This window comes from Pseudoalteromonas pernae, from assembly GCF_039831865.1.
GTDB classification, from domain to species: Bacteria; Pseudomonadota; Gammaproteobacteria; order Enterobacterales; family Alteromonadaceae; genus Pseudoalteromonas; species Pseudoalteromonas pernae.
Genome location: NZ_JBDODM010000003.1, coordinates 464,735 through 489,088, shown reverse-complemented (window position 1 = coordinate 489,088; position 24,354 = coordinate 464,735). Strand labels below are relative to the sequence as shown.

General features: G+C 43.3%; 18 protein-coding genes. 10 read left to right on the top strand and 8 right to left on the bottom strand.

From position 1 onward, the window contains the following. Positions 1 to 22: 22 nt before the first annotated feature. Complete coding sequence (locus V1358_RS10080; RefSeq protein ID WP_347389853.1) at positions 23 to 235, top strand: PGPGW domain-containing protein; 213 nt, start codon at positions 23 to 25, stop codon at positions 233 to 235. A 33-nt stretch (positions 236 to 268) separates the two neighbouring features. Here the strand turns inward: V1358_RS10080 and ppsA are convergent, their stop codons facing one another. Further along, positions 269 to 2,647 carry a phosphoenolpyruvate synthase gene (ppsA, locus tag V1358_RS10075; RefSeq protein WP_347389852.1) on the bottom strand — a complete coding sequence of 793 codons (2,379 nt, stop codon included), beginning with the start codon at positions 2,645 to 2,647 and terminating at the stop codon, positions 269 to 271. A gap of 146 nt (positions 2,648 to 2,793) precedes the next feature. Between ppsA and ppsR the strand changes: the two genes are divergently transcribed. After that, on the top strand, positions 2,794 to 3,603 hold the full coding sequence (gene ppsR / locus V1358_RS10070; protein WP_347389851.1) for a posphoenolpyruvate synthetase regulatory kinase/phosphorylase PpsR: 810 nt from the start codon (positions 2,794 to 2,796) through the stop codon (positions 3,601 to 3,603). 61 nt (positions 3,604 to 3,664) lie between these two features. Here ppsR and V1358_RS10065 read toward each other — a convergent pair whose 3' ends face one another. Both V1358_RS10065 and V1358_RS10060 read right to left on the bottom strand, forming a co-directional pair. Continuing rightward, positions 3,665 to 5,014 carry a class II 3-deoxy-7-phosphoheptulonate synthase gene (locus V1358_RS10065; RefSeq protein WP_347389850.1) on the bottom strand — a complete coding sequence of 450 codons (1,350 nt, stop codon included), beginning with the start codon at positions 5,012 to 5,014 and terminating at the stop codon, positions 3,665 to 3,667. A gap of 169 nt (positions 5,015 to 5,183) precedes the next feature. Then, positions 5,184 to 5,642, bottom strand: coding sequence for a low molecular weight protein-tyrosine-phosphatase (locus tag V1358_RS10060; RefSeq protein WP_347393465.1), 459 nt, complete (start codon positions 5,640 to 5,642; stop codon positions 5,184 to 5,186). A gap of 191 nt (positions 5,643 to 5,833) precedes the next feature. Between V1358_RS10060 and V1358_RS10055 the strand changes: the two genes are divergently transcribed. After that, positions 5,834 to 6,706: a DNA replication terminus site-binding protein gene (locus tag V1358_RS10055; RefSeq protein ID WP_347393464.1), complete on the top strand. Its 873-nt coding sequence runs from the start codon at positions 5,834 to 5,836 to the stop codon at positions 6,704 to 6,706. 70 nt (positions 6,707 to 6,776) lie between these two features. Here V1358_RS10055 and V1358_RS10050 read toward each other — a convergent pair whose 3' ends face one another. Further along, positions 6,777 to 7,991, bottom strand: a complete 1,215-nt coding sequence (locus V1358_RS10050) for a replication protein A (protein ID WP_347389847.1) — start codon at positions 7,989 to 7,991, stop codon at positions 6,777 to 6,779. Between the two features lie 785 nt (positions 7,992 to 8,776). On the opposite strand from V1358_RS10050, the gene V1358_RS10045 reads away from it, so the two are divergent. The 4 genes from V1358_RS10045 to V1358_RS10030 all read left to right on the top strand — a co-directional run bounded on the left by V1358_RS10045 (position 8,777) and on the right by V1358_RS10030 (position 15,757). Further along, the gene (locus tag V1358_RS10045; protein WP_347389846.1) at positions 8,777 to 10,015 is read left to right on the top strand and encodes an AAA family ATPase; all 1,239 of its coding nucleotides are present in this window, start codon (positions 8,777 to 8,779) and stop codon (positions 10,013 to 10,015) included. Between the two features lie 9 nt (positions 10,016 to 10,024). Further along, complete coding sequence (locus V1358_RS10040; RefSeq protein ID WP_347393463.1) at positions 10,025 to 10,990, top strand: transcriptional regulator; 966 nt, start codon at positions 10,025 to 10,027, stop codon at positions 10,988 to 10,990. Between the two features lie 144 nt (positions 10,991 to 11,134). Next, positions 11,135 to 14,176: an SNF2-related protein gene (locus V1358_RS10035; protein WP_347393462.1), complete on the top strand. Its 3,042-nt coding sequence runs from the start codon at positions 11,135 to 11,137 to the stop codon at positions 14,174 to 14,176. 207 nt (positions 14,177 to 14,383) lie between these two features. Then, entirely contained in the window at positions 14,384 to 15,757 is a 1,374-nt protein-coding gene (locus V1358_RS10030) for a DNA recombination protein RmuC (RefSeq protein ID WP_347393461.1), read from the top strand. Between the two features lie 72 nt (positions 15,758 to 15,829). On the opposite strand, the gene V1358_RS10025 is transcribed toward V1358_RS10030, so the two are convergent. Further along, positions 15,830 to 15,982 (bottom strand): hypothetical protein, encoded by a 153-nt coding sequence (locus V1358_RS10025; RefSeq protein WP_347393460.1) that lies wholly within the window; start codon positions 15,980 to 15,982, stop codon positions 15,830 to 15,832. Positions 15,983 to 16,124: 142 nt separating this feature from the next. Between V1358_RS10025 and V1358_RS10020 the strand changes: the two genes are divergently transcribed. Both V1358_RS10020 and V1358_RS10015 read left to right on the top strand, forming a co-directional pair. Further along, positions 16,125 to 17,804 (top strand): substrate-binding domain-containing protein, encoded by a 1,680-nt coding sequence (locus V1358_RS10020; protein WP_347393459.1) that lies wholly within the window; start codon positions 16,125 to 16,127, stop codon positions 17,802 to 17,804. Between the two features lie 103 nt (positions 17,805 to 17,907). Continuing rightward, positions 17,908 to 18,507 carry a hypothetical protein gene (locus V1358_RS10015; protein WP_347393458.1) on the top strand — a complete coding sequence of 200 codons (600 nt, stop codon included), beginning with the start codon at positions 17,908 to 17,910 and terminating at the stop codon, positions 18,505 to 18,507. 295 nt (positions 18,508 to 18,802) lie between these two features. On the opposite strand, the gene V1358_RS10010 is transcribed toward V1358_RS10015, so the two are convergent. After that, entirely contained in the window at positions 18,803 to 20,407 is a 1,605-nt protein-coding gene (locus tag V1358_RS10010; RefSeq protein WP_347393457.1) for an isocitrate lyase, read from the bottom strand. Between the two features lie 213 nt (positions 20,408 to 20,620). Here V1358_RS10010 and V1358_RS10005 point away from each other — a divergent pair, with 213 nt between their 5' ends. Next, positions 20,621 to 22,792 carry a malate synthase G gene (locus V1358_RS10005; RefSeq protein ID WP_347393456.1) on the top strand — a complete coding sequence of 724 codons (2,172 nt, stop codon included), beginning with the start codon at positions 20,621 to 20,623 and terminating at the stop codon, positions 22,790 to 22,792. A 113-nt stretch (positions 22,793 to 22,905) separates the two neighbouring features. Here the strand turns inward: V1358_RS10005 and V1358_RS10000 are convergent, their stop codons facing one another. Together V1358_RS10000 and V1358_RS09995 are read right to left on the bottom strand one after the other, a co-directional pair. Continuing rightward, positions 22,906 to 23,631, bottom strand: coding sequence for a YebC/PmpR family DNA-binding transcriptional regulator (locus V1358_RS10000; protein WP_347389837.1), 726 nt, complete (start codon positions 23,629 to 23,631; stop codon positions 22,906 to 22,908). A gap of 120 nt (positions 23,632 to 23,751) precedes the next feature. Beyond that, a complete protein-coding gene (locus V1358_RS09995) occupies positions 23,752 to 24,342 on the bottom strand; it encodes an HAD family hydrolase (protein ID WP_347393455.1) in 591 nt (196 codons plus the stop codon). Between the last annotated feature and the right edge of the window lie 12 nt (positions 24,343 to 24,354).

Genomic DNA, 24,354 nt, shown 5'->3' with positions numbered 1-24,354 from the left:
AAACACTTAATGGACGAGTTGAATGAAAAAGTGGTTAATGAATGCTGCAGCTGCAGTTTGTTTTTTATTGGGTTTGATATTTGTTGTGGTACCAGGACCGACAGTGATTTTCTTTTTGATTGGCTTAACTTTACTGGCTTTTCATTACCCATTTGCGCGTAAGTATTTGAGAATATGTCAAAATACATTAACGCGTGGGTGCCAGTTGCTAGACCAAAAGCTGGCAAAAAAATAAAAGGGCGAAGATTTCGCCCTTTTGTCTTTTTACTTAGTTACCTTTTAGCTTGTCCGCTAGGTACAACCAAGTTTCAAGTACCGTATCTGGGTTAAGTGATACAGAGTCGATACCTTCTTGTACCAACCATGCTGCAAAGTCTTCGTGGTCCGAAGGACCTTGGCCACAGATACCTACATATTTACCTTTCGCTTTGGCTGTTTTAATTGCCATTGAAAGTAGCTTCTTAACGGCTGGGTTGCGCTCGTCAAACAAGTGAGCGATCAGACCTGAATCACGGTCAAGACCAAGACTTAACTGAGTCAAATCGTTTGAACCGATCGAGAAACCATCGAAGAATTCTAGGAATTCATCTGCAAGTAATGCGTTCGAAGGAAGCTCACACATCATGATTACTTTTAGACCATTTTCGCCACGTTTAAGGCCATGTTCTTCAAGTAATTCGATTACGCGCTGACCTTCTTCGAGTGTGCGCACGAATGGGATCATGATTTCAACGTTAGTTAAATCCATTTCGTTACGAACGCGTTTAATGGCTTCGCACTCAAGCGCAAAACACTCGCGGAAATCTTCACTGATGTAGCGTGAAGCACCACGGAAGCCGATCATCGGGTTTTCTTCTTCCGGCTCGTATTGCTGACCACCCACAAGGTTTGCGTATTCGTTAGACTTAAAGTCTGACATACGAACGATTACTCGCTCCGGTGCAAACGCACAACCTAGTGTTGAAATACCTTCAACTAATTTAGCGATGTAGAATTCGCGCGGTGATTCATAGCCAGCAATGATGTCTTTGATTTCTTCCTGAAGTTCAGGTGACTGAGTATCAAAGTTTAAAAGCGCTTTCGGGTGAACACCAATCATACGGTTAATGATGAACTCAAGACGAGCAAGACCCACACCAGCATGAGGTAAACGTGCGAAATCAAATGCACGGTCTGGGTTACCGACGTTCATCATGATTTTTAATGGTAGGTCAGGCATTTCATCAACGCGTGAAGTAAGTACTTCATATTCTAACTGACCTTGGTAGATATAACCTGTGTCACCTTCAGCACAAGAAACAGTCACTTCTTGGTTTGCTTTAATAAGGTCTGTTGCGTTACCACAACCAACAACAGCAGGGATACCCAGTTCACGGGCGATGATTGCCGCGTGACATGTACGGCCACCACGGTTAGTTACGATAGCTGCAGCGCGCTTCATGATTGGCTCCCAATCAGGGTCAGTCATGTCTGTAACTAAGATGTCGCCTTGTTGTACTTTGTCCATTTCGTCGATTGAATTAAGGACACGTACAACACCTGAACCAATTTTGTGGCCAATTGCACGGCCTTCAGCAACAACACTTGAAGTTTGCTTAAGCTGGAAACGCTCCATTACGTTCGCGTCTTCGTTTGAGCGAACTGTTTCAGGGCGAGCTTGTACGATATAGAGCTTGCCATCGTTACCATCTTTTGCCCACTCGATGTCCATCGGACGACCATAGTGTTGTTCGATGATCACGGCTTGCTTCGCAAGGTCCATAACTTCTTCATCTGTGATAGAGAAAGTGTTCGCTTGCTCTGGAGCAACGTCGACAATTTCAACTTGCTTTCCGTGAGCCTGGTCTTGCGAATACACCATTTGAATAGCTTTTGAACCGATGTTACGGCGAACTACTGCTGGCTTGCCTTTCGCAAGAGTACCTTTGTGCACATAAAACTCATCTGGGTTTACTGCACCTTGAACAACCATTTCACCTAGACCAAAGCTCGATGTAACAAATACAACGTTCTCGAAACCAGATTCGGTATCGATACTGAACATTACACCTGAAGATGCTTTGTCTGAACGAACCATGCGCTGAATACCTGCAGATAAAGCAACGCCTTTATGGTCGTAGCCTTGGTGTACACGGTATGAAATTGCGCGGTCGTTAAATAGAGAAGCGAAAACATGTTTGATGGCTGTCATTACAGCATCGATGCCACGCACGTTTAAGAAGGTTTCTTGCTGGCCAGCGAATGAGGCGTCTGGCATATCTTCTGCGGTGGCTGATGAACGTACTGCGAAAGATACGTCGTGGGTTGGATCTGCGTGTAGTTGGCCGTAGGCCTCGCGGATTGCTTTATCTAAAGCATCTTGGAAAGGTGTGTCGATAATCCACTGACGGATTTCGGCACCAACTTTGGCCAATTCATTTACATCTTCTACGTCTAATTTATCTAGTACGTCGTAGATGCGAGCATTCAATCCAGATTGCTCAAGAAACTCGTTAAAAGCATATGATGTCGTTGCGAAACCACCTGGAACTTGCACACCTGCGTTTGCTAAGTTCGAAATCATTTCACCAAGAGAGGCGTTCTTGCCCCCTACTCTCGGCACATCATGCATACCAAGTTCTTGATACCAGAGAACGTATTCTTGCACGGAACTTTCTCCAAAAAACAAATTGTAAGTTTGGTCATCGTAATAATGACCTTTTAAATGAGGCGCCATCATTCTACACTGGCAAACACTCATGCGTAAACCGCCAACAGTCGGTTTATCCGGTGTTAATTAAAAAAAGGACCCATATGCGCAGCGCATTTTACATTTCAGATGGTACTGCCATCACTGCCGAGGTTTTTGGTAATGCGACCTTGTCACTGTTTCCGATGGAGTTTGAACACACTACTATTCCTTTTGTTGAAACGAAAAAAAAGGCCCTTGAAGTAAAGAAACAAATAGAACAAGCGGCGACAAAAAGTAATGAAAAACCTATTGTGTTTTTTACCTTTGTAAATCCAGAGTTGAGTGAGATTATTCTCTCAAGTGACGCTGTGTGCTATGACTTTATAGCGACATTCAGTAATCAGCTTCAAAATGAATTGGGCGTCGAGCCCGTACCTAAAGTTCACCGTACCCACAGTATTCACGAGCAAAGTTATGATTACCGTATAGCAGCGGTTAACTATGCGTTGGCCAATGATGATGGCGCTAATATTAAAGACTATCAACAAGCGGACGTGATTTTGGTAGGGGTGAGTCGAAGTGGTAAAACACCAACAAGTTTGTACCTTGCACTGCAATATGGAATTAAAGCTGCAAATTATCCGCTAACGCCTGATGATTTAGACTCAGGTGAGCTCCCCAAATGTTTACAACCATACAAAAACAAACTGTTTGGTTTAACGATAGCGCCAGAACGTCTCGCGGCTATTCGTAACGAGCGTATGGCTAATTCAAAATATGCATCGTTGCGTCAATGCCGTTTAGAAATACGAGAAGTTGAAATGATGTATAAACGTTTTCGCATACCGCATTATAATTCTACGCATCACTCAGTTGAGGAAATGTCTGCCAAAATCATGGCAGAGACGGGGCTACAACGCCGTAAATACTAAATGTATTAAATGTCCGATACTAAAAAAGCGCCTCGGGGGCGCTTTTTTGAAGTACTATGATTTATGCACGAGCATCTTTGAGTAAGTCCGCGACTAAGAATCCTAGTTCAAGTACCTGGTCGGCATTCAAACGTGGGTCGCATTGCGTGCGATAACGTTGTGCCAAGTCATCATCAGATAACCCATAAGCGCCACCAGTACATTCAGTAACATGCTGGCCAGTCATTTCTAAATGTACGCCGCCGGCATACGAACCCTCTGCCTTGTGCACTGCGAAGAACTGGCTTATTTCACGTAAGATGTTATCAAAGCTTCGTGTCTTATAGCCGGAACTCGCCTTTTCCGTGTTACCGTGCATTGGGTCAGAACTCCAAATGACCTTACGGCCTTCTTGTTGAACGCGACGAACTAGTGCTGGCAGTTTTTCAGGTAAAACATCTGCTCCCATACGCGTAATCAAAGTCAAACGGCCTGGAATATTATCAGGATTGACTGCATCAATTAAACGAATCAAATCGTCAGGGTCCATTCCTGGGCCCACTTTTACGCCTATTGGGTTTTTGATGCCACGGAAGAATTCGATGTGTGCATGGTCAAGTTGACGAGTACGCTCACCAATCCATACGAAATGTGCTGAGCAATCATACCAATCCCCACTTAAGTGGTCGCGACGCGTTAACGCTTGCTCATAACCAAGCAGCAATGCTTCGTGAGAAGTGTAAAGAGACGTCTCGGTTAATGAAGGTGCGTTTGTGGAGTTGATACCGCAAACTTCCATAAACTCGAGAGCATCCTGAATTCGATCAGCGAGTTGTTGATACTTTTCCTTTAGTGGATTAGCGGCAACAAAACTCATATTCCAGCGATTTACCTGATGTAAATCTGCTAAACCACCTTGAGCGAACGCGCGCAGCAAGTTCAATGTGGAAGCGCTATGATGATAAGCCTTCATTAAACGTTGAGGGTCAGGGACGCGTGCTTCTTCTGTGAATTCGTAGCTGTTAATAATGTCGCCACGATAAGAAGGTAGGCTAACACCGTCAATCGTTTCTAAATCACTAGAGCGTGGTTTGGCAAACTGACCTGCCATACGCGCTATTTTTACTACTGGACACTTACCGCCATAGGTTAAAACAACAGCCATTTGTAGTAGCGTTTTAAATGTGTCACGAATGTTCGCGGCATTAAAATCTGCGAACGACTCTGCGCAATCACCGCCTTGCAGTAAAAATGCACGACCTTCACAGACGTCTTCTAGTTGCTTGAAAAGACTGCGTGTCTCTTCCGCAAATACCAAAGGTGGCGCACTGTTAAGTTCACTTTCAACGGTACTTAATTGACTCTCGTCAGGGTAAGTTGGTTGTTGGACTATTGGGAAGTCTCTCCAACTATTTGGGCTCCAAGGTTTCACTTTTAAATTTTCCTCATTCCTATTGTTACCTCACAGTCGAAAGTACCGAATGGCGGGCCCTGACGCAAGGGTAAAAGCCCAAATTTGGGTAAATAAAAAGGTATATGTAATACTGAAATAATGAACACATCATACAATATGTGCCAAAGGCGCACTCTCAGCTTATGATTTAACTTGAACCTAACTCATTAAACAGATTGGTAATTGCTACTTCGCATAAGCTAACGACCTCGTCAAAGCCTTTTGTCCCACCATAGTAGGGATCTGGAACGTCGTTTACACTTGAATCCGGATGGAATTCCATTAACCGCATCAATTTTGCGTGGGCATCATCTGGCATGATTTCCTTTGCATCTAGATAATTTTGCTGGTCCATTGTCAATATATAGTCTTGAGTGTAGAAATCCTGAACCTCGAGCTTTTGTGCGCGGATATGATTTAGGTTGTATCCTCGAGATAGTCCGCATTGAACCGAACGCGGATCAGGGCTTTGACCAATGTGGTATGCCGACGTCCCCGAACTTGATATGACATAGTTGTCACCACGTTGTTTCCCAATAGTCTCGGCAATAGCATGTGCCGTAGGTGAGCGACATATGTTTCCAAGACAAACAAACATTATTCTCATACTAACTCCCCTTTGATGTATCAAAAACTTAATAAAACACATCTGGAGTTATAAAGTCCATACCAATGAACACATCATACAATTTATAATGCTTATACACACCTCAGCATTTGGATATTTAATTAAATTAGTGAAACCAAGGTCGCTAGCGGTTAAACTATAAATATGAAAAGGTATGATGTGTTCTTTATATGGCAAATGTTCAAACAAAGCTGCGTAGTATTTTTGATTTAACTAATGAATACTTAGAAGGTTTTTGTCAGCAGCTACAAGAGTCCGAGTTTAGACAATTGGATTATTTCAAACTTCCTATGCCAAATGCTGACTTAGAGTCTAAACCTCTCACCAATATTGAAGTCAATCACATAAGTGGTGAACTCGCACTCGGGCAAATTAAACGTGCATATCTAGATTTTCTAAGGGATAAAGACCAAAGTGGGCGATTAGCCAAGCGCCATCCAGGTATTGCGTGTTTGCCTAAACGTTATTTTGAAGTTTTTGAGCCCTATTTATCAAAAATTAATGCTCTTAAAACTGAGTTTAAAAATTTGGTGCTGACGTTGGATAATAATGATGCTCGCTTTGACGCAGTGCATAGTGCCGTTCCCGGTTTGATGACCTTGTCTTTCTACAGACAAATCCATTATCAGGCCAACGACCCCTACTCTATTCGCTTCACCTGGATGACGAAGCATTCGACTAAATCTCTTACACGTAAGTTAGCGCTTACTATGTTAGAAAGAAGCAGCGCTTATTCAAATCCTAGAATGATAGATCAGTCACATTGGCAACAGCTCGTAGAACAAGAAAAACGTAAAGTTGCCAGTTTGAGTGAGAATGAAAAACTTCGTATTCGTAGACCCATTCGTGTCACTCCGGAAGTGAACGTTAGATTTGCGGATAACCGCCGTTACCATGTCAGCGGAGCGTTGCCATTCTTAGTGTTTGATGACAATCCCGAATTGAAGATTGGTACCTTAACAAATTATCAGCCTAAATCAGACCCGCGTAAACAAGAGCATGAATACCTCGTTGAACGCCTTTATTTAGCCAAAGGTGAGTAAGTACAAACTTACTTTTTGTTATGTTAAAAAGCCCACTTTTGTGGGCTAGTAGAATAGTAGGCTTTACGTATTACTTCTCTACGATTTCTTCTAAACGGTCTTCGTCGATAATTTCAGCATTTTCAACGATGCGCTTACCGCCTTGTATCTCTATGCGCTTGTTTTGCTTGTTTAGCGTTAGGATTTCTTCACAGAACTCATCCGAAGGATGCATTTCATAAACGTAATCGATAATTTTACCCGTGCTGTCTTCCTTCACATTCGAAATGGAGTAATCAGAAATAGCACCTTTATCGATCAGGTCTTTCATGGTGGTTGTCATATCGCGGCGCAATGCTTTGAGTTTATTCTCTGTAATTTCATCATCAGCATAGATAGTTCCATACTTCTCCATGATGGATAACAGGCGAAAATGATACGTTTTCCCTGGGGCAGCATATCGCCAAAGATGATATAAACGTAACATCATCCAACGCGATAAACCGCGTTTTAATTCTTGTGCACGGTTGAAATAGTAACCTTTGTATTCAAGGTTATCGATCATGTTGTGAACAAATGCGTTTAAGCATGCAACGCACTTAACATTACCGCCCTGCCCTTTTTTACCACTGAAGTGTAATGAGCTTAAGAAATTCATATTCGACTCATAAAAAGAGTCATCTATGTTGGAGTTTTTTGTATCCGTTGCCGTATATTTGAATGAAAGCTTGGAACCTTGAAGTGCTTCCAAAGATTCTTTGATTTGCGGGTATGGCATTGATTGACCAACCGCTTTCAATTCTTGAGCTAATTCGTTCATTGAAAAGATAACTGCGTATTGGATGCCAGATTTAAAATTGATTTTTACAATCTTGCCTTTAGACGCTAATCGGATCAGCGCTCGCTCTACTTTCTCTTCTCTGTCTGAAGGCCATACCAGGCACTCAACTTCTTCACCCTCTTGACGGGTGCTAACAACAGCGGGAGTAATTTTAATTTCACCTTCATAAAGAATACCATCTACTTTCTCAGATATTCTTCGGGTGATTATGGTTTTCTTCGGTGCATCTTCAAGCGGCAGTTTTTTGTGACCAGAACGAACAAATCGTCCCCACAGATCATAGTGATTAAACGTATTCGAATAGGCTCTTAAGCCGTGCATTGAGCTTTCAATCGAGATTCGTACGTCTTTATTGTCTGTGAATAACGCTAAGTTTTCATTATCCGTTGCACTTTCAACGCCATTGATTTGGCCTCGCAAAGAGTCTGGTAAGTTTTCTACCGAGATATTTACCTTGCGGTTCATTATTATTTTCCATTGCTATCGATGCTAAGGGTTATATCAACACATCTAGAACAAAAAGTTAATCTTCTATGTTAGTAAAAATCTGATCCAATCGATGGATAAATCATCCGGATCATTATTTTACTAACTTTACGTCTGAATTATGTTCATATCGCCTTTTTTGGATCACGTTTTTACTAACAAGCTTACTTCAGATCAGTTTTTTACCAACTTAAGCTCTCTTTTTCCCCGCTTAAAGTTACTTTCTCGTCTGTATCGAATGTTTTTTATCCAAATTAGATATTCAATTGGATGCCCATGTTGATAACTGTGGATTCACTTAGTAGAGATCTGATCTATAGCAGGTAAAGATCAGATCTATTATTACTATTCAGTCACTTAAAGGCTCTCAGTTGTGTATAAGTGAAGTCTTTATCTTGGTAAAAAAGTGATCTGAACGGGCATATCTGTGGATATCTTTGTTTCAAAACTGTGAATAACTTAAATATTATTTTCAGGCTCAGTAAAAGTCTGATCTGCCACTTAGTAGGAATCAGATCTATACCAAGTAAAACTATGATCTAATAAAAACAATTAAATCAAATAAAAACAGTTAGTTAAGTTCTCTTTTTGGCTCTTTAACCTTCTATTACCTTATATATTAAACTAATTTAAACGTCTTATTACCTTATAGGAAAGTTATCAGTAAATATCTTTCTTGTTTTTTATGTAATGTCGTCTTAAATATCTGTTTACAGCAAAAGAAGTGGACATTATACTTGAAGCTCAACGTTAGGGATACAAGTATGACAATTAAACAAAGTGCGCTAAATACCTACCAATTACTAAAAGCTACTGCAGATGTTGCCGAAAAATCCTTAGAAGGACGAATCCAACATTACAGAGCTCACTTAAAATCTGATGAAAAAGAGCTCCGTACTTACACACAAAAAGCAGCTGCTGACCTGTTAGGTTGTAACAATCGAACGTTAAAACGCCGCCACGATCAAGGGGATTTCGATCACATTGAAATTCGAAGAGGCGCCAATGGCCATTATGCGTATACCCTAGCAAATATTTATCAAATGGCTGAAGTCATGGGGATCAATCCAGATCACCGCGCTGCGACTGATAAATTACAAGTCATTGTTATTAATTCACTTAAAGGTGGATGTGGAAAAACGACCAGTATGGTAAACATTGCTGCAGCGTTAGCCACTACTAACATTAAGCGTTATCGAATTGGCATTATTGATTTAGATCCGCAAGGGTCATCTTCTAGCTTTTTCCCACCAGGAGAGCCCGATCCTATTACTGTTGGAGACTTAATGCGTGATTGTATTGAGCTTGAAGATGGTGAAACATGGACGGATATAGTGAGTAATGCTTTTTTGCCAACGCATATTCCAAACATCCGTATTCTCCCCTCTGGTATGGATGATTTCTATTTTGAACACGAAATAGCGACCGCGTTGAGAGAGAGTGGTGATTACGATTCAACACGTCATTATCATAAGCTTTTAGAGAAGGTCATCGAGCCCGTTCAGGATCAGTTTGATGTTATTTTAATTGATACAGCTCCTTCTCTTAACTTTATGTTTTATAACGCATTAATGGCTTCTACAGCCATGCTAATTCCTGTTCATCCAGAAGCGGTTGATTTTGATGCGAACAATAAGTATCTCAAGCGTTTGGGTGAGATATATCACACCGTTGCTGCACTAGGTCACGATGGTTGGGATTTCATGCAATTTTTAGTGACTAACTATGTTAAAGGGAATCATTCACAACGAGACATAGTTAAAGATGTGCGCTCCGCATTTGGCAGACAAGTAATGAGTTATCCAATTAACCATAGCAGCGCGATTACGGCCAGTTCGTCGTCATTCAATACTATTTTTGACCAAAAAACTTCTGATAGCCTCGCTAGCAGAGAGTCTTTGGTTAAAGCACAAGAAAATATTAAAGATGTGGTTGATGAGTTAGAAATGCTCATTCGCTCCAATTGGGTGTCTACACAATCACAATTAAAAGCTGCTCAGTAAGGCATTACCATGGTAAAAAAACGCAAAAACGATACCCGAATAGACCCATTTGCAACGGCAGTTGAGAGTAGCAGTTTGGATCAATTATTAGAGCAAGCGCGTGCCGGTGATGTAATCAGTATGCCTTCACCAAGTGATCCAAACCGCATGATTCGCCTGACTTGCCAAGTGATCCCTCATGCTGATATTGAAAGCCGAACAAAAGTGTATGGCAAGAATAGACGCGTGCAGGCGTTATTAACCGAAAAATCGGTGGCGGACATTCTCCCAGCTATTACTGAAGATGGACGCAACCAACACCCCGCGCTTGCGTGGGAGCATGATGATGGATTGTTTGTTCTAGCTGGATCGCGTCGCCGTAAAGCCTGTATTTTGGCAAAGGCTGATTATTTGGTGCTTAGTTCGCCTGACTTTAACGACGAAGACGCCAAAATACTCGCTGTTTCATCTGACCAGTATATTGCGCCAAGCTTGTGGGAATTAGGTCAAGCCTATGCATCCACTCGTGAAGACCTCAAGCTTCAGGGTAAGAAGGGATCTTACCGAGAAATTGCGCAAATTGAAGGCGTCTCCCACACTGCGATTGCCGATGCCATCAAGGCTTATGAGTGCCTTCCTAAAGAAGTGCTGGCCCTCTACCCAACGGCTAATCACGTTGGCCGCGAAGTCGCGAAGAAGCTTATACAAGCGCGAGAGAAGGATGAAAGTGACTTTAACGCGCGTGTCGAAAGCTGTGTAAGCGCTTTTGAAGACAGTGAATTCGATACTGATGATAAAGCAGCCCTAGCAGTGACGAAATACCTGTGTGAAGCACCGCTGGCTGTTAAACGCAATGAAGACATCAAGCTTGATAATGATTTCGTTCGCATTCAAAAGCACAGTAAAAGCGGTGACCTGACTATTAGAATTGATAATAAGGTTATGACAGATAAACGTTTTTCTCAGTTAGCCAAAGTGCTAGAGAGTTTTAACTAATATCCACTTTTTCAGTTGGTTTCAGAGCCTCTGTTCACGACAGAGGCTTTTTTTATTTTATTTGCCCTCTGGTAAGGCCCCCGAGGGCTTTTTCCTGCTCTGCAAAACAGATATACTGGCCTATTTCAGTTTGTAGGTTGGCTCATGTCGTCGTCGTTCACTAAGGAAGACTTACTCGCGGTCTTTGCGGAAATCAATTCGCAAGGCGCTGACTTTCCTTTTTCTGAACAAATGCTCAAAAATATGTTCACCAAAGGTGTTTATAGTCGCGCACAACAAATGTTGCGTGATGAACAAATCCTCTGGGTAAAGAGCAATGATGACTACACACAAGTTGATGCCCAAGTTATGGATGATGATGGCACAACGTTTGACCAACAAATCACCATTAATTGTGCCAAAACACCCCCTGAAATTGAGGCTCATTGCAGTTGTTCAGCAAAAATACGCTGTAAGCATGTAGCTAGCGCTTTACTGCAGTTAAAATTGCAAAGCCAAGGAGAATTTGCGCACCAATATCAAATTGAAGACTGGTTCGGGGAATTGGGTGAAGCAATTGCAGCACCGCCTGCCAGTGAGTTCGTGCTACTTTTTGAACTTCAACATCACAATGGTGCTTTACAGCTTATCCCTAAGATGACTCCTAATTCTCCTGAGGGGCTGGTTTCACAAGGTCGTTTTTTAACCGAGCAGCAAGCGCACGCGCAAGTCACTCCCAAAGGATTAGACGAAGATGATTTTCGGCTGTTTAGTTGGGTTAAATCGCAGAATATGCCCGGACAAACATCGCTATCAGGCCTCTGGGGGAGTCGCGCGTTACATCAACTGTTAAGCCGAGGTCGTCTGTTTGCTGGCAAGAACCGAGAACCTCTCTTAGCGGGCAAACCTCTGCGCCTTGAGTACTCTTGGTGCTACGAAAATGACAAAGCCAGCATAGTTACGAACATTCCTGATTTTGATTTTGGCTGTGTTCTTAACACCTCCCCTCCTCATTATTTGGATGTGCATAATAATGAAGTTATTGCCTTAGAAACGCACCTAGATGCGAAGCAAATAAAGCAGTTGGGTAAATTCCCTGAAGTGCTTATTGACGATGTAAAAGACCTTACTAAGCGCATTAATAAAAAACTGGGTCCTGTTTTGAGCCTTGGCCAAAAAAAAAAGCCAAAAAGCCAATTCACAGTAAGATTCATCACTAAACACGCTCCTTTTTTTGTTGAGCTTGAAGGGCAATTACCAACTGAATCGACATTGAGCAATCTTGGGTTTGAGTCATGTAAAGGGGCTTTACGCAGCCTATATTTGCTGACTTGTTCAGAGCAGATGGAGCTTTCTCGACAGTTATTTGAAATCGCTAACCGACTGTCAGCGCTTGGGGGGCGTTTACTCAATGTGCCCAGAACTGGGCTGAAAAAAGTCCAACATTGCAAAGCTAAGTTGACTCTCAAAGGCCTTAAAGGCCATCGCCTCACTGGTTATTTTCAGCTTTCCCTAGATGAGCAAACTGTTTTATTGACCCAGCAAATGTTAGAAGATGTGGGGGCCTACAGTAGCGAGCATTTTTATGTAGCAAGTGAACACGCAATCTTTGCCTGTAATGCTGACGCGGCGACACAAATGCTTGAGTACCTCAAGCGCTACGGTGATGCACCTAATCGCAGTTTCTGCTCAATCCCACGCAGTTTGTTTGAGGATATTAGTCAATGCGAGTTTTGGCAGACCGAAATCGAGGGTGGTATCGAGGTTTTGTTGAAAAAGCCGACCTTGGCCTCTTTGCGTCCCGTCAATCTAAATGAAAATGTCACCCTAAGAGAATACCAACAAGCGGGTGTTAACTGGTTGCAGCTGTTGTCTTTTCAAGGCTTAGGCGCAGTCTTGGCCGACGACATGGGCTTAGGTAAAACTCTGCAGGTAATTGCCTATCTTAGCTCCTTGGAGGAGTCGATATCCCAACCTCACTTGATTATCTGCCCAACCAGTTTAGTTGGAAATTGGCTCAATGAATTCTCACGTTTTGCGCCGCAAATTCCAGTTCAAGTAGTTGGCGGAACTAATCGTGTGGCTACGCTAAGTAACTTGCACAAGTGTAAGGTTATTATCACCACGTACACCTTATTCAAACGTGACTTCGCCTTTTATCATGGTGTCGATTTCCACACTATAGTGCTCGATGAGGCGCAGGCTATCAAAAATGCCCAAGCTCAGTTGAGCCAGAAGGTTAAGCAACTCAAAGCGCGATTCCGATTGGCATTGAGCGGCACGCCATTTGAGAACAACCTCCTCGAACTCAAGTCCGTATTTGATTTTGCCATGCCAAGCTTACTGGGTTCCGACAGCGCTTTTCGAAGCCACTTTGTGGAACAAGATTTATTTGGGCGCAATGCGCTAAGCCAGGTGATCCGGCCTTATTTGTTACGTCGTGCTAAGGCTGATGTGTTATCTGAATTGCCAAGTAAAACCGAATTGGTTAAGCAATTGGAGATGTTGCCCGAGCAGGCGAAGATATACCAAAGTTACCACCGAGCGCTGCATAATAAACTGAGCCATCTTGTGTCTACCCAAGGTATGGGCAAAAGCAAACTACAGTTTCTTGATGCGCTTCTAAAACTTCGGCAAATTTGCTGCCATCCACACTTGGTTGATGAGCAGTACGAACAAAGTAGCGCTAAATTAGTGTGGCTCAAAGAGCACTTGCCATTGATGCTCGTGCAAAATCATCACGTCATTATATTCAGCCAGTTTACCTCAATGTTGCGTTTGATAGCCCGCCAACTCGAAGAAATTGGCATTGATTACGCATTATTAACTGGCCAGACTCGTAATCGCCAGCAGCAGGTTGATGACTTCCAAGAAGGGCGTAAAAGTGTTTTTCTGATAAGTCTAAAAGCCGGTGGCAGCGGCCTCAACTTAACTAAAGCAGATACCGTAATTCATTTTGATCCATGGTGGAATCCAGCAGTTGAACATCAAGCTACCGATAGAGCCTATCGTATGGGTCAAGATAGATCGGTGTTTGTATATAAGCTGATCATGGCTAATTCAGTCGAAGAGCAAGTGATGGCACTGGCGGATAAAAAGCGCAACTTGGTGGATGAGTTCCTAAATGGCACATTATTATCAGATAAAAAAATTGATGATAATCAATTGCTTGAAATGTTAAATCTAGAAAATACAGAAAAACCGTAATTATTTGTGAACTTTCTCGCAAATGGCGACTCTACTATTATGCTTGTGATGCAAGCACCCTATGTTGATTTCCCTGATTATTTTGATTTTAAGACCAGCTTTGTAAGCTGGTTTTTTTTTTGCCTTTATTCAACAACGGCAAGTAGTTACTTTCCTGATACAATTGGTATTATCTCTTATAGACAATAATAAAAACGCGAGATCACTATGATCGCTCTTCTGTCTGAAAACACCCCCGCCCTACTCGGAGCCTTAGCTGTTACTTTTACACTAAGTGGTTATTTAGCTATTCGGGTGAATCGTTTAAAAAACAAAGAATCACAGGACCAATTGCGCTATCAAGAGCAATTGAGTGAATTACAAAACCAGCTGCAAAGCGCCTCAGTGCGTTGCGATGATTTACAGCAACAAGCACAATCTGAAAGAGACAATGTAAATCAGCTGCAGCAAAAAGTGACGCTTCTACATGGCCGTTATGAATCGATAAAGGCCACACTAGAGCAAAAAGAAAGTCATTTTGAGCAGCAACTTACACTGTTACAAGATTCCAAAGAAGTGCTTAAAAAAGAGTTTTCTTTACTCGCCAATCAGCTGTTTGAAGACAAATCAAAGCAATTTAAGCACCTCAACCAAGAAAGTATTGAACAACTACTTAAGCCGGTGCAAGGAGAGCTCAAAGGTTTTCGCGATAAAATGGAGCACATCCATGCGCAAGAACTACAACAACGAGCGGCACTCAAAGCTGAACTGATCCATCTTCAGAAGCTCAACCAATCCATTACTGAGCAGGCAGAACGCCTCTCTACGGCCTTACAAGGCCAAAAGAAGACTCAAGGTAATTGGGGCGAGTTAATGCTCGAAAACGTCTTAGACAGCGCTGGGCTGCGTTTAAATCAGGATTATCGCCGTGAAGTCAGTTTAGACTCTGAACAAGGCCGCTTTCGCCCTGATGTAGTGGTATATTTGCCAAAAGACAGGCACATCGTTGTCGACGCTAAAACCTCTCTTGCTGCCTACACTCGCTATGTGAATGCCCAAACTGAACTTGAGGCACAACAGGCGCTCAGTGAGCACGTGCAGGCAGTTAATGACCGCATTAATGAGTTAGCTAGCAAAGACTATCATCGTTTGGATCAGCTAAATTCTCCCGAAGTGGTAATTATGTTCATGCCCATTGAGAGCGCATTCGTAGAAGCCCTTAAGTACCAACCAGACCTGTATCAAAGGGCCATAGAAAAGAATATCCTAGTGGCAACCCCAACCACGCTATTGACGAGTTTGAATATTGTTAAACAACTATGGCGCTTTGAGGATCAATCAAAACACACCCAAGAGCTGGCCAAACGAGCCGAGCGTTTTTATAACAAGCTGAATGCGTTTTTAGTGTCTATGGACGGTGTAGGAAAGCAGTTGGACAAAGCGCGAGAAACATACGATAAAGCCTATGCTCAACTGTACAGCGGCAAAGGTAACTTAATTAAACAAGCCAACGACTTCAAAGAGTTGGGGGTTGCTGTGCAAAAAGAATTACCCGAAGCTGTAGTCGAAAAGGCCGAGCTGGAATTGAAGCACTGCGACTAAAATACTGGCTTTTGGTTTTCACCGACTTGAGGAGTGAGTGAAACGACTTGCTCCTTAATTGTCACCGTCAATCTAGCTGTCATGAACGGGTCGGATAATTTGAATAACACCGATAACCAAAAACACCACGGCGACAACGTATAACCCTAACATTTCTCCTAAATACCCTGCGCCTGCAAATGCAATCGCGCTGCCGATAAACAACCATCCCGATATCTTTACCATCATCTTTCCCTAGTGTGTTTTTAAAATGGGTAAATTGTTGTTTTAAATGTAAAAAAGGTGCCGTAAACCCCCTTTACAATTCATAAAAGTGTCATTTAACTGCTCTATTCTTGAGCCCAAAAATTGACATGGGCCTGATCACATGAATCCTCATCAACAGAGTTTTATCGAACAACTAAAACAATTACAAAGTGTAGCGCAAAATAAGTATGGTATTGAAATTGCCACAGAAAAATTTATCAATGACGATAACTATCGGGATTTAGTGCTCAGTGAGCTGGGTTTGCTTGGCGACTCAGAGTTAAACAGCGTGATTGAGGCACTTAAAAAGCCTAACCCTGAGATTGCTCCATTACCAGAGCGACCAGCACAAGGAAGTAAGAACTCCTTAGCCTTGATGCTCGCTGCGACTTCCGTTGCTATTGCGCTTGTTGTCGCTGGCTATTTAGTGTTTACGGGGCAAAGTAGTGATGTGCAGCAACCAGTTGAAAAGGATGTAAAAATACCTGTTACAGAGCAGGCGATTACCGCTCAAGCTAAAACTGTTGTCACCAGCCCGAAAGAGCCGCAAGCGCAGTTGGCCTTTAGAATTCACGGCTCGAACACGATAGGTGAAAAATTAGCTCCGGCTTTACTTGAAGGGTATTTGCGCGAACAAGGCGCTGAAGATTTTCAGTGGCAACAGGGTAACGTGGTTGTGGAACGTGAACTTCATTATCAACTCAACGACAAGCCCTATTACATTGAGCTACATGCGCATGGTTCCAGTACCGGATTTGCCGATATCCTTTCTGCAAATGCGGATGTGGCAATGGCATCACGTAAGGTCAAAGAAAAAGAAGTTACCAACCTGAAACCGCAATTTGGCGACTTTAGCCAGGTTGGAAATGAGCATATTATCGGCTTGGACGGTTTGGCTGTAATAGTGAATCAGAACAACCCAATTAGCCATTTAACTACCCAGCAACTTGCTGATGTGTTCTCGGGTAAAATTAGCAACTGGCGAGATCTTGGAGGCAGCTCTGCACCTATTAATATATATGCTCGGGATGCCAAATCGGGCACCTGGGATACATTCAAAAACTTGGTGTTGAAGAAACACAATGCCTCGCTCAGCGATGCAGCGCAGCGATTTGAATCAAGCTCAGAACTTTCCCAGTTGGTATCACAAGATGAGTTTGGTATTGGTTTCATTGGTCTTAACTACATTGTTCACAACAAAGCCATTGCTGTGTCTGAAGGCCAACAAACTGCGCCTATCTACCCTACCCGCTTCACCATAGGTACGGAAGACTATGCATTGTCGCGCCGTTTGTATTTGTATACCCCGACTACCGCAGACATGTTTGTGAAGAACTTTGCACACTATGCGATTTCATTTTCGGGTCAGGAGATTGTCGCTGATACAGGACTTATTTCGCAAAATATCCATGTTGAACAGGTCAAGGCACCAAACACGGCCCCAGCCTTATATAAACAATATGCCGACCAAGGTGAGCGCCTTTCTCTCACCTTCCGATTTCAGTATGGCAGTGGTCAGCTCGACAATAAGGGTAAGCGCGACTTACAACGTTTGTTAGCTTATCTTGAGGAATATCCGCAAAAACGAGTGGTGTTAATGGGCTTCTCCGATAACTCAGGAGACAACAATAAGAACCAATCTTTGTCGACACAACGTGCTCTATCCGTCGCAACTGAACTTAACGCCCGTGGTATTCCAGTGTTCGATACTCAAGGTTTTGGTGAAGTGTTGCCTGTTGCAAACAATGACAGTGAGCAAGGGCGTGAACGCAATCGCCGTGTTGAAGTGTGGGTGCTGTAATTAAATTTTAATATTTGGCTGTTACTGTCCGTTTACCGTTTTGCTTAATCGTGCAGCACTGGTAAACGGACCCTAACCTTGTCTTTGAATAACAGGAATCGTTATGTTTGCGATACTTACGGACCATCATAATTTAAGTCGCGCTTTCGCGCGGTTAAGCATGCTTGAAGCTATTCGTGTGAAGCGTAATTTGGATCAGGTTTTTACCGACTTGAAAATGCCTTCCATTGAGTTGATCCGTAAGATGCGCGAAGAAGGTTTACTTACTGATGCCTATGCACCGCTGCAAAAGCCAAATCATGATACTTCTGAATCGGTATTGCAAAATCATTTAGCTCAGCTTTTTCTCGATTACCCCAAGCTTAAGCAAGCGCTTGAAACATTTAGCTTGGCTGAAAAAGTAACGTTCAAAGAGACCATAGATATTGTTGTTAATGCCCTTAATTTACCGTCAGAGTCGTTGACAGAAATGATGGCAAACGAAGGTGTATCAGTGGACACAATTGCCCCTCAAGACCCACAGCAACAGCAAGTAGATATCGTGCGAACTCGCTTAAACCAGGCAGCGAAATCTGCTCAGGTTGACGCGCAAAGTATCCGCGCGCGACTCAACGCACTTGCTCAACACCCAGGTGATAACCCAAAGCCTGATAGCCATATCGAGCAAAGCTCAGTGGTGCCATTGAGGCGCCATCAAGCCTAACTCTACAGTGCTAGATAACTGGATTGTTGTTAATAATCAATTTGAAAAGGCCATCGCTTAACTGATGGCCTTTTTGCTGTTTGTGATTCAGTTAAGTTAGTAAAAATTTGTTCTGCGATCGTCTAGCCAGTTAGTAAAAACGTGGTTTGAAAGTCAAAACCGGACCAAGACAGTTAGTAAAAATTTGTTCTGTAATGCTCAGGCAAGGTAATTTGTGCTGATGGGAAAAGCTGGTAAAAATCTGATCCAACAAAAAAGGGCCCATTTGGGCCCTTCGTTTTGCAACACACTTTGATTAGAACTGGTTCATCGTATTCGCTTCACCACCGGCTTTGAGTGCATTCTCACCAGAGAAATACTCTTTATGGGTATCACCCATGTTCGAGCCTGCTAAGTCTTGGTGTTTCACAGAAGCTTGCTCACGGCGAATCTCCTGACGCTGCACATCACGAACGTACGCTAGCATGCCAAGGTCTCCAAAGTAGCCTTCAGCCAAGATATCAGTGCTTAGCGCCGCAGTGTGGTATGTAGGCAGAGTGATTAGGTGGTGGAAAATACCTGCTTCACGAGCGCCGTCACGCTGGAAGTTTTGTACTGCCTTATCTGCTTCTTTCGCAAGCTCAGAGTTATCAAGGCTCGCATCCATAAGGACTTTTGCATCATTTGTTGGATCTGGGTAGGTGCTTAGGTCACGACCTTCTTGCTGCCACTGAGCATATACTTGCTCACGGAATTTCAGCGTCCAGTTAAATGATGGCGAGTTGTTGTAAACTAGCTTGGCGTTAGGTACTTGCTCACGCACACGATTAACAAGTTCTGCGATTTGCGCGACATTAGGCTTTTCCGTTTCAATCCATAGTAAGTCAGCGCCGTGTTGTAAGCTGGTGACACAATCCAGTACCACGCGGTCTTTTTCTGTGCCTTCACGGAATTGGTATAGGCCGTTGTCAAGGCGCACTGGTTTGCATAATTTGCCGCCCAGTTTAATTGCCATTTCGTTGTCTTCGAGGTCATCAACACTGTTAATTGGCTGCGCATCTAGGAAGCTAATGTATTGACTTGCAAGGTCGCCTGGCTCTTTACTAACAGGGATTTTCTGCGTCAAACTTGCTCCCAATGAATCCGTGCGCGCCACGATAATACCGTCTTCAACGCCCAATTCTAGGAATGCATAACGAACCGCATTGATTTTCGCAAGGAAATCTTCGTGTGGCACGGTAACTTTACCGGCTTGGTGGCCGCACTGTTTTGCATCCGATACTTGGTTTTCAATTTGAATTGCACAGGCGCCAGCTTCAATCATTTTTTTCGCGAGTAAGTAGGTTGCTTCTTCATTACCGAAACCCGCATCGATGTCAGCGATGATTGGCACTACATGCGTTTCGAAGTTATCGATTTGCGCCTCAATAGCGCTAGTATCCCCACCATTTTTGCGCGCTGCATCTAAGTCTCTGTAGAGGTGGTCAAGCTCACGTGCATCGGCTTGTTTCAAGAAAGTGTAGATTTCTTCAATCAATGCAGGAACCGACGTTTTCTCGTGCATACTTTGGTCTGGTAGTGGACCAAACTCAGAGCGAAGTGCCGCAACCATCCAGCCGCTTAAGTAAACATAGCTGCGTTTAGTCGTTTTTTGATGACGCTTGATTGCCATCATCATTTGTTGTGCTGTGAAACCATGCCAGCAACCAAGAGACTGGGTGTATTTACTTGAGTCAGCATCGTATGCATCCATGTCTTCACGCATAACTTTTGCCGTATATTTTGCAATATCCAAACCTGTTTTGAAGCGGTTTTGTAGCTGCATACGAGCCGCATATTCTGGGCTGATTGTGCCCCATGCTGAGCCGTTCTGTTGGCATAAAGTCGCTAGGTTATCGATCTGTGCGTTGTAATGTTTCATTGTGCGTATCCTTTGAACGAGTAACGGTTATGTGTTGCGTCAACGAATGTGAGAGGTTGCCGCGTCGTATTTTTAAACTAGGCGTTTTTTTGGTGATTTATTAAATTTATAGTTGTTATTACCACTATATTTTGGATGAATGGTTTTGCTGTTCACATTCATGATTTTTCGTTTACAGTGAAATAACAACTTGTTCGTTTAAAGGAATTGTTCATGACACAGCGCATCTCTCACAGCGGTTTGTCTATTGACGCGTGCCTGTATGAGTTTGTAACTCAAGAGGTACTGCCGCATACGCCTATCGATGCCGACACCTTGTTCCAAGGTGTGGCCGACATCATCAAACGTTTGACACCTATCAATCGTGCTTTGCTTGCCAAGCGCGATACCTTGCAATCGCAGATTGATGCCTACTATCAGGGCAATACCGAACATAACCTTGATGAATACACCGCGTTCCTTAAAGAGATCGGCTATTTAGTTGAAGCTCCTGAGCATGTCACTATTGAAACCCAAGGTGTCGACGCAGAAATCGCTACCATGGCGGGGCCGCAGCTTGTAGTGCCTGTCAGTAACGCACGTTTTGCACTTAACGCCGCGAATGCGCGTTGGGGTTCACTTTATGACGCTTTGTACGGCAGTGACGTAATCGGTGAAGGCGAAGGTGCTGAGCAAGGGGGGGAATACAACCCTGTACGCGGTTTTAAGGTCATGGCTTTTGCTCGTCAATTCCTCGATGAGACCTTACCTTTGAGCAGTGGCTCGCATATTGAAAGTACTGAGTACGCCATTAACAACGGCGAACTGGTGGTTACGCTGGGTGACTCGCAACAGGTTACGCTTGCCGATAAATCGCAACTCATTGGTTACCAGGGTCAGCCGCAGCGCCCCACTGAACTGCTGTTTAAGCATAATGGTCTGCACTTCATCATAGCGATTAACCCGCATCACCGCATTGGTCGCGACGATAAAGCTGGTATCAAAGACATCATTATGGAAGCGGCGCTCACTACCATTATGGATTGTGAAGACTCTGTCGCTGCAGTGGACGGCGAAGATAAAACTAATGTGTATCGTAATTGGTTCGGCTTGATGATGGGGCAATTAAGCTGCCAATTTAACAAAGGTGGCGAAACGCTGACGCGCACATTAAATACAGATCAAAATTTTACTAGCTTATCCGGTGCGCAAGTGACCTTGCATGGACGTAGCTTGATGTTCGTTCGCAACGTGGGTCATTTGATGACTAACCCGGCCATTGTTGATAGCGAAGGTAACGAAGTATTCGAAGGGTTCATGGATGCCATCTTCACATCCTTGTGTGCGTTGCCTGAATTTTTGGGTAAAAGTGCGCTTAAAAACTCCCGCACCAACAGCATTTATATTGTGAAACCGAAAATGCATGGCCCTGAAGAGGTGGCATTTACAGACCAGCTATTTAGCGAAGTTGAGAAGTTACTCGGTTTGCCAGCGTTCACAATAAAAATGGGTATTATGGATGAGGAGCGCAGAACTTCTGTGAACCTAAAAGCGTGCATAGCAAAAGCGAAAAATCGCGTGGTGTTCATTAACACAGGTTTTCTTGATAGAACGGGTGATGAAATTCACACCGCGATGGAGGCTGGCATTGTATTGCCTAAGGCCAAAATTAAAGAGCAACCTTGGATTGATGCTTATGAAAAACGTAATGTTGCCATTGGTCTAGAATGCGGTTTAAGTGGTAAAGCGCAAATCGGTAAAGGCATGTGGCCAATGCCTGATAAGTTGGCATTAATGATGGAACAGAAGATTGGCCATGTTAATTCAGGGGCGAATACAGCGTGGGTGCCCTCCCCTACTGCGGCTACTCTACACGCCTTACACTATCATCAAAAGGATGTTTTTGCTGTGCAAAAAACCTTACCGCTGTTGGCTGGTAATTCATTAGCAGCGTTGCTAACGCCACCTATCGATAATCATCAACACTTGAGCCCAGAGGATATTCAACTTGAACTAGACAACAATGCTCAAGGTATTTTGGGCTATGTAGTGCGTTGGGTTGAGCAAGGAGTTGGCTGCTCTAAAGTGCCTGACATCAATAATGTTGGCTTAATGGAAGATAGGGCGACATTGCGAATCTCAAGCCAGCATATAGCGAACTGGTTACGTCATAATGTGTGTACCGCCGAGCAAGTCACTAAGACGATGAAGCGTATGGCAAAGGTTGTTGATGAGCAAAATGCAGGGGATGCTAATTACCTGCCTATGGCAAAAGATGAACAATCCTTGTCGCAAAGTTTTGCGTTTAGAGCGGCTATGGATCTGGTGTTCAAAGGATGTGAGCAACCAAGTGGATATACGGAGCCGTTGTTGCATCATTATCGTCGATTATTCAAAGAGTCCTAATTGTGTAAAGCCCCTTTACACAGAAAAGCCGGATGAAAATCCGGCTTTTTTTATGCTTAAGATAAAGCTATGTGATTGAGTTAAATAGCTTTATCTTTATATTGCGAGCGTTGCTACTTATTAACGATCGCGTTGTGATAAACGTTTTGTACGTCATCACAGTCTTCTAGCATATTAATGAATTTTTCAAAGTTTGCGATATCATCTTCGTTTGTGATCTCGATGTGTGTTTGTGGCACAAACGTGATTTCATCAACTTCGAAGTTAATACCTTCAAACGCTTCAGTTAGCGCTGTTTTTGCCTTGAAGTACTCTGTATGTGGTGCGAATACAGAAACTTTTCCGTCTTCTAACTCAACGTCAGTTACGTCAACATCCGCCATCATCAGTGCTTCTAATACTGCTTCGTCATCGTCGCCTTCAAAGCCAAGAATAGCGAGGTGATCGAACATGTGCGCAACACAGCCCGGGCTACCGATTTTTGAGTCAGTTTTTGTAAACGGAAGACGCACGTCTTTGATGGTACGGTTAGGGTTGTCGGTCAAACAGTCAACAATAACCATGCAGTTACCAGGACCATAACCTTCGTAACGTGCCGCTGAGTAATCTTCACCCGCACCACCTGCTGCTTTTTCGATTGCTTTATCGATTACGTGCGCAGGAACCTGATCTTTTTTCGCTTTGTCGATCAAACGACGTAGAGAAAGGTTAGTGTCTGGGTCAGCACCGCCATTTTTTGCAATGACGTAGATTTCTTTACCGTATTTTGAGTTTACTTTTGTTTTTGCCGCGGCTGTCTTCGCCATGGCGTTTTTACGAACTTCAAACGCTCTGCCCATTTTCAATCTCTCAAGTTTGAATATTATTTCTGCGATGGATTTTAACAATTCAAGGCTGATTGGGCTAGTACCATGTTTTTATAAATCGTCAACAACGCTAGGCGAAATTAAAAACAAAGCCTATTTAACATAATCTTTGAAAAGCACAGGTAATTCACTGAAACATTGAATGATGTATTCTGCCCTTTGCGCATATTCTGGAAGCGCATGGGGTGCGTAAAAACAGGCTTGCATATTGGCATTATGCGCCGCTTCAATGTCGTATCTATAGTCACCGACATAAAGCAGTTGCTGTGGTGCAATCTGCCATTGCTGGGCTATTTGCAACAATGCACTTGGATCTGGTTTTGCCGGAGCGTCATCTCGAGTGAGAATGAGGTCGATAGGCAAAGGATTACGAGCAACTTTTATTTGCGTTGCTTGGTGGCAATTGCGAGTGACAATTGCCATAGGAATGTCGCGATTGAATAACGTGGTAACCGAATTTTCGACTTCAGGTAATAGACTGGCTTGGTGCGCATCAGCTAACTCGTAGTCGAGAATAATTTGTTCTGATCGTAACTGCCCTGCCCTATCTTGGCGTGCAACAAAATCGAGAATATCTTCATTCGGATGGCAATTGATTTGCGCCCTGATCTTGGCAAAGTTTAGATTCGAGCTAAACAGCGTACCGTCCATGTCAAAAATTACGCCTTTGAGGGGATTGTTCATTGTAAGTTGCAT

What these genes read in the sequence shown, in the direction of transcription:
- V1358_RS10045 (WP_347389846.1), top strand. Translation starts at nt 8,777, where the DNA reads ATGACAATTAAACAAAGTGCGCTAAATACCTACCAATTACTAAAAGCT.
- V1358_RS09995 (WP_347393455.1), bottom strand. Translation starts at nt 24,342, where the DNA reads ATGAACAATCCCCTCAAAGGCGTAATTTTTGACATGGACGGTACGCTG.
- V1358_RS10020 (WP_347393459.1), top strand. Translation starts at nt 16,125, where the DNA reads ATGAATCCTCATCAACAGAGTTTTATCGAACAACTAAAACAATTACAA.
- V1358_RS10035 (WP_347393462.1), top strand. Translation starts at nt 11,135, where the DNA reads ATGTCGTCGTCGTTCACTAAGGAAGACTTACTCGCGGTCTTTGCGGAA.
- V1358_RS10000 (WP_347389837.1), bottom strand. Translation starts at nt 23,631, where the DNA reads ATGGGCAGAGCGTTTGAAGTTCGTAAAAACGCCATGGCGAAGACAGCC.
- V1358_RS10010 (WP_347393457.1), bottom strand. Translation starts at nt 20,407, where the DNA reads ATGAAACATTACAACGCACAGATCGATAACCTAGCGACTTTATGCCAA.
- V1358_RS10060 (WP_347393465.1), bottom strand. Translation starts at nt 5,642, where the DNA reads ATGAGAATAATGTTTGTTTGTCTTGGAAACATATGTCGCTCACCTACG.
- V1358_RS10025 (WP_347393460.1), bottom strand. Translation starts at nt 15,982, where the DNA reads ATGGTAAAGATATCGGGATGGTTGTTTATCGGCAGCGCGATTGCATTT.
- V1358_RS10040 (WP_347393463.1), top strand. Translation starts at nt 10,025, where the DNA reads ATGGTAAAAAAACGCAAAAACGATACCCGAATAGACCCATTTGCAACG.
- ppsR (WP_347389851.1), top strand. Translation starts at nt 2,794, where the DNA reads ATGCGCAGCGCATTTTACATTTCAGATGGTACTGCCATCACTGCCGAG.
- V1358_RS10015 (WP_347393458.1), top strand. Translation starts at nt 17,908, where the DNA reads ATGTTTGCGATACTTACGGACCATCATAATTTAAGTCGCGCTTTCGCG.
- V1358_RS10055 (WP_347393464.1), top strand. Translation starts at nt 5,834, where the DNA reads ATGGCAAATGTTCAAACAAAGCTGCGTAGTATTTTTGATTTAACTAAT.
- V1358_RS10050 (WP_347389847.1), bottom strand. Translation starts at nt 7,991, where the DNA reads ATGAACCGCAAGGTAAATATCTCGGTAGAAAACTTACCAGACTCTTTG.
- V1358_RS10030 (WP_347393461.1), top strand. Translation starts at nt 14,384, where the DNA reads ATGATCGCTCTTCTGTCTGAAAACACCCCCGCCCTACTCGGAGCCTTA.
- V1358_RS10080 (WP_347389853.1), top strand. Translation starts at nt 23, where the DNA reads ATGAAAAAGTGGTTAATGAATGCTGCAGCTGCAGTTTGTTTTTTATTG.
- V1358_RS10005 (WP_347393456.1), top strand. Translation starts at nt 20,621, where the DNA reads ATGACACAGCGCATCTCTCACAGCGGTTTGTCTATTGACGCGTGCCTG.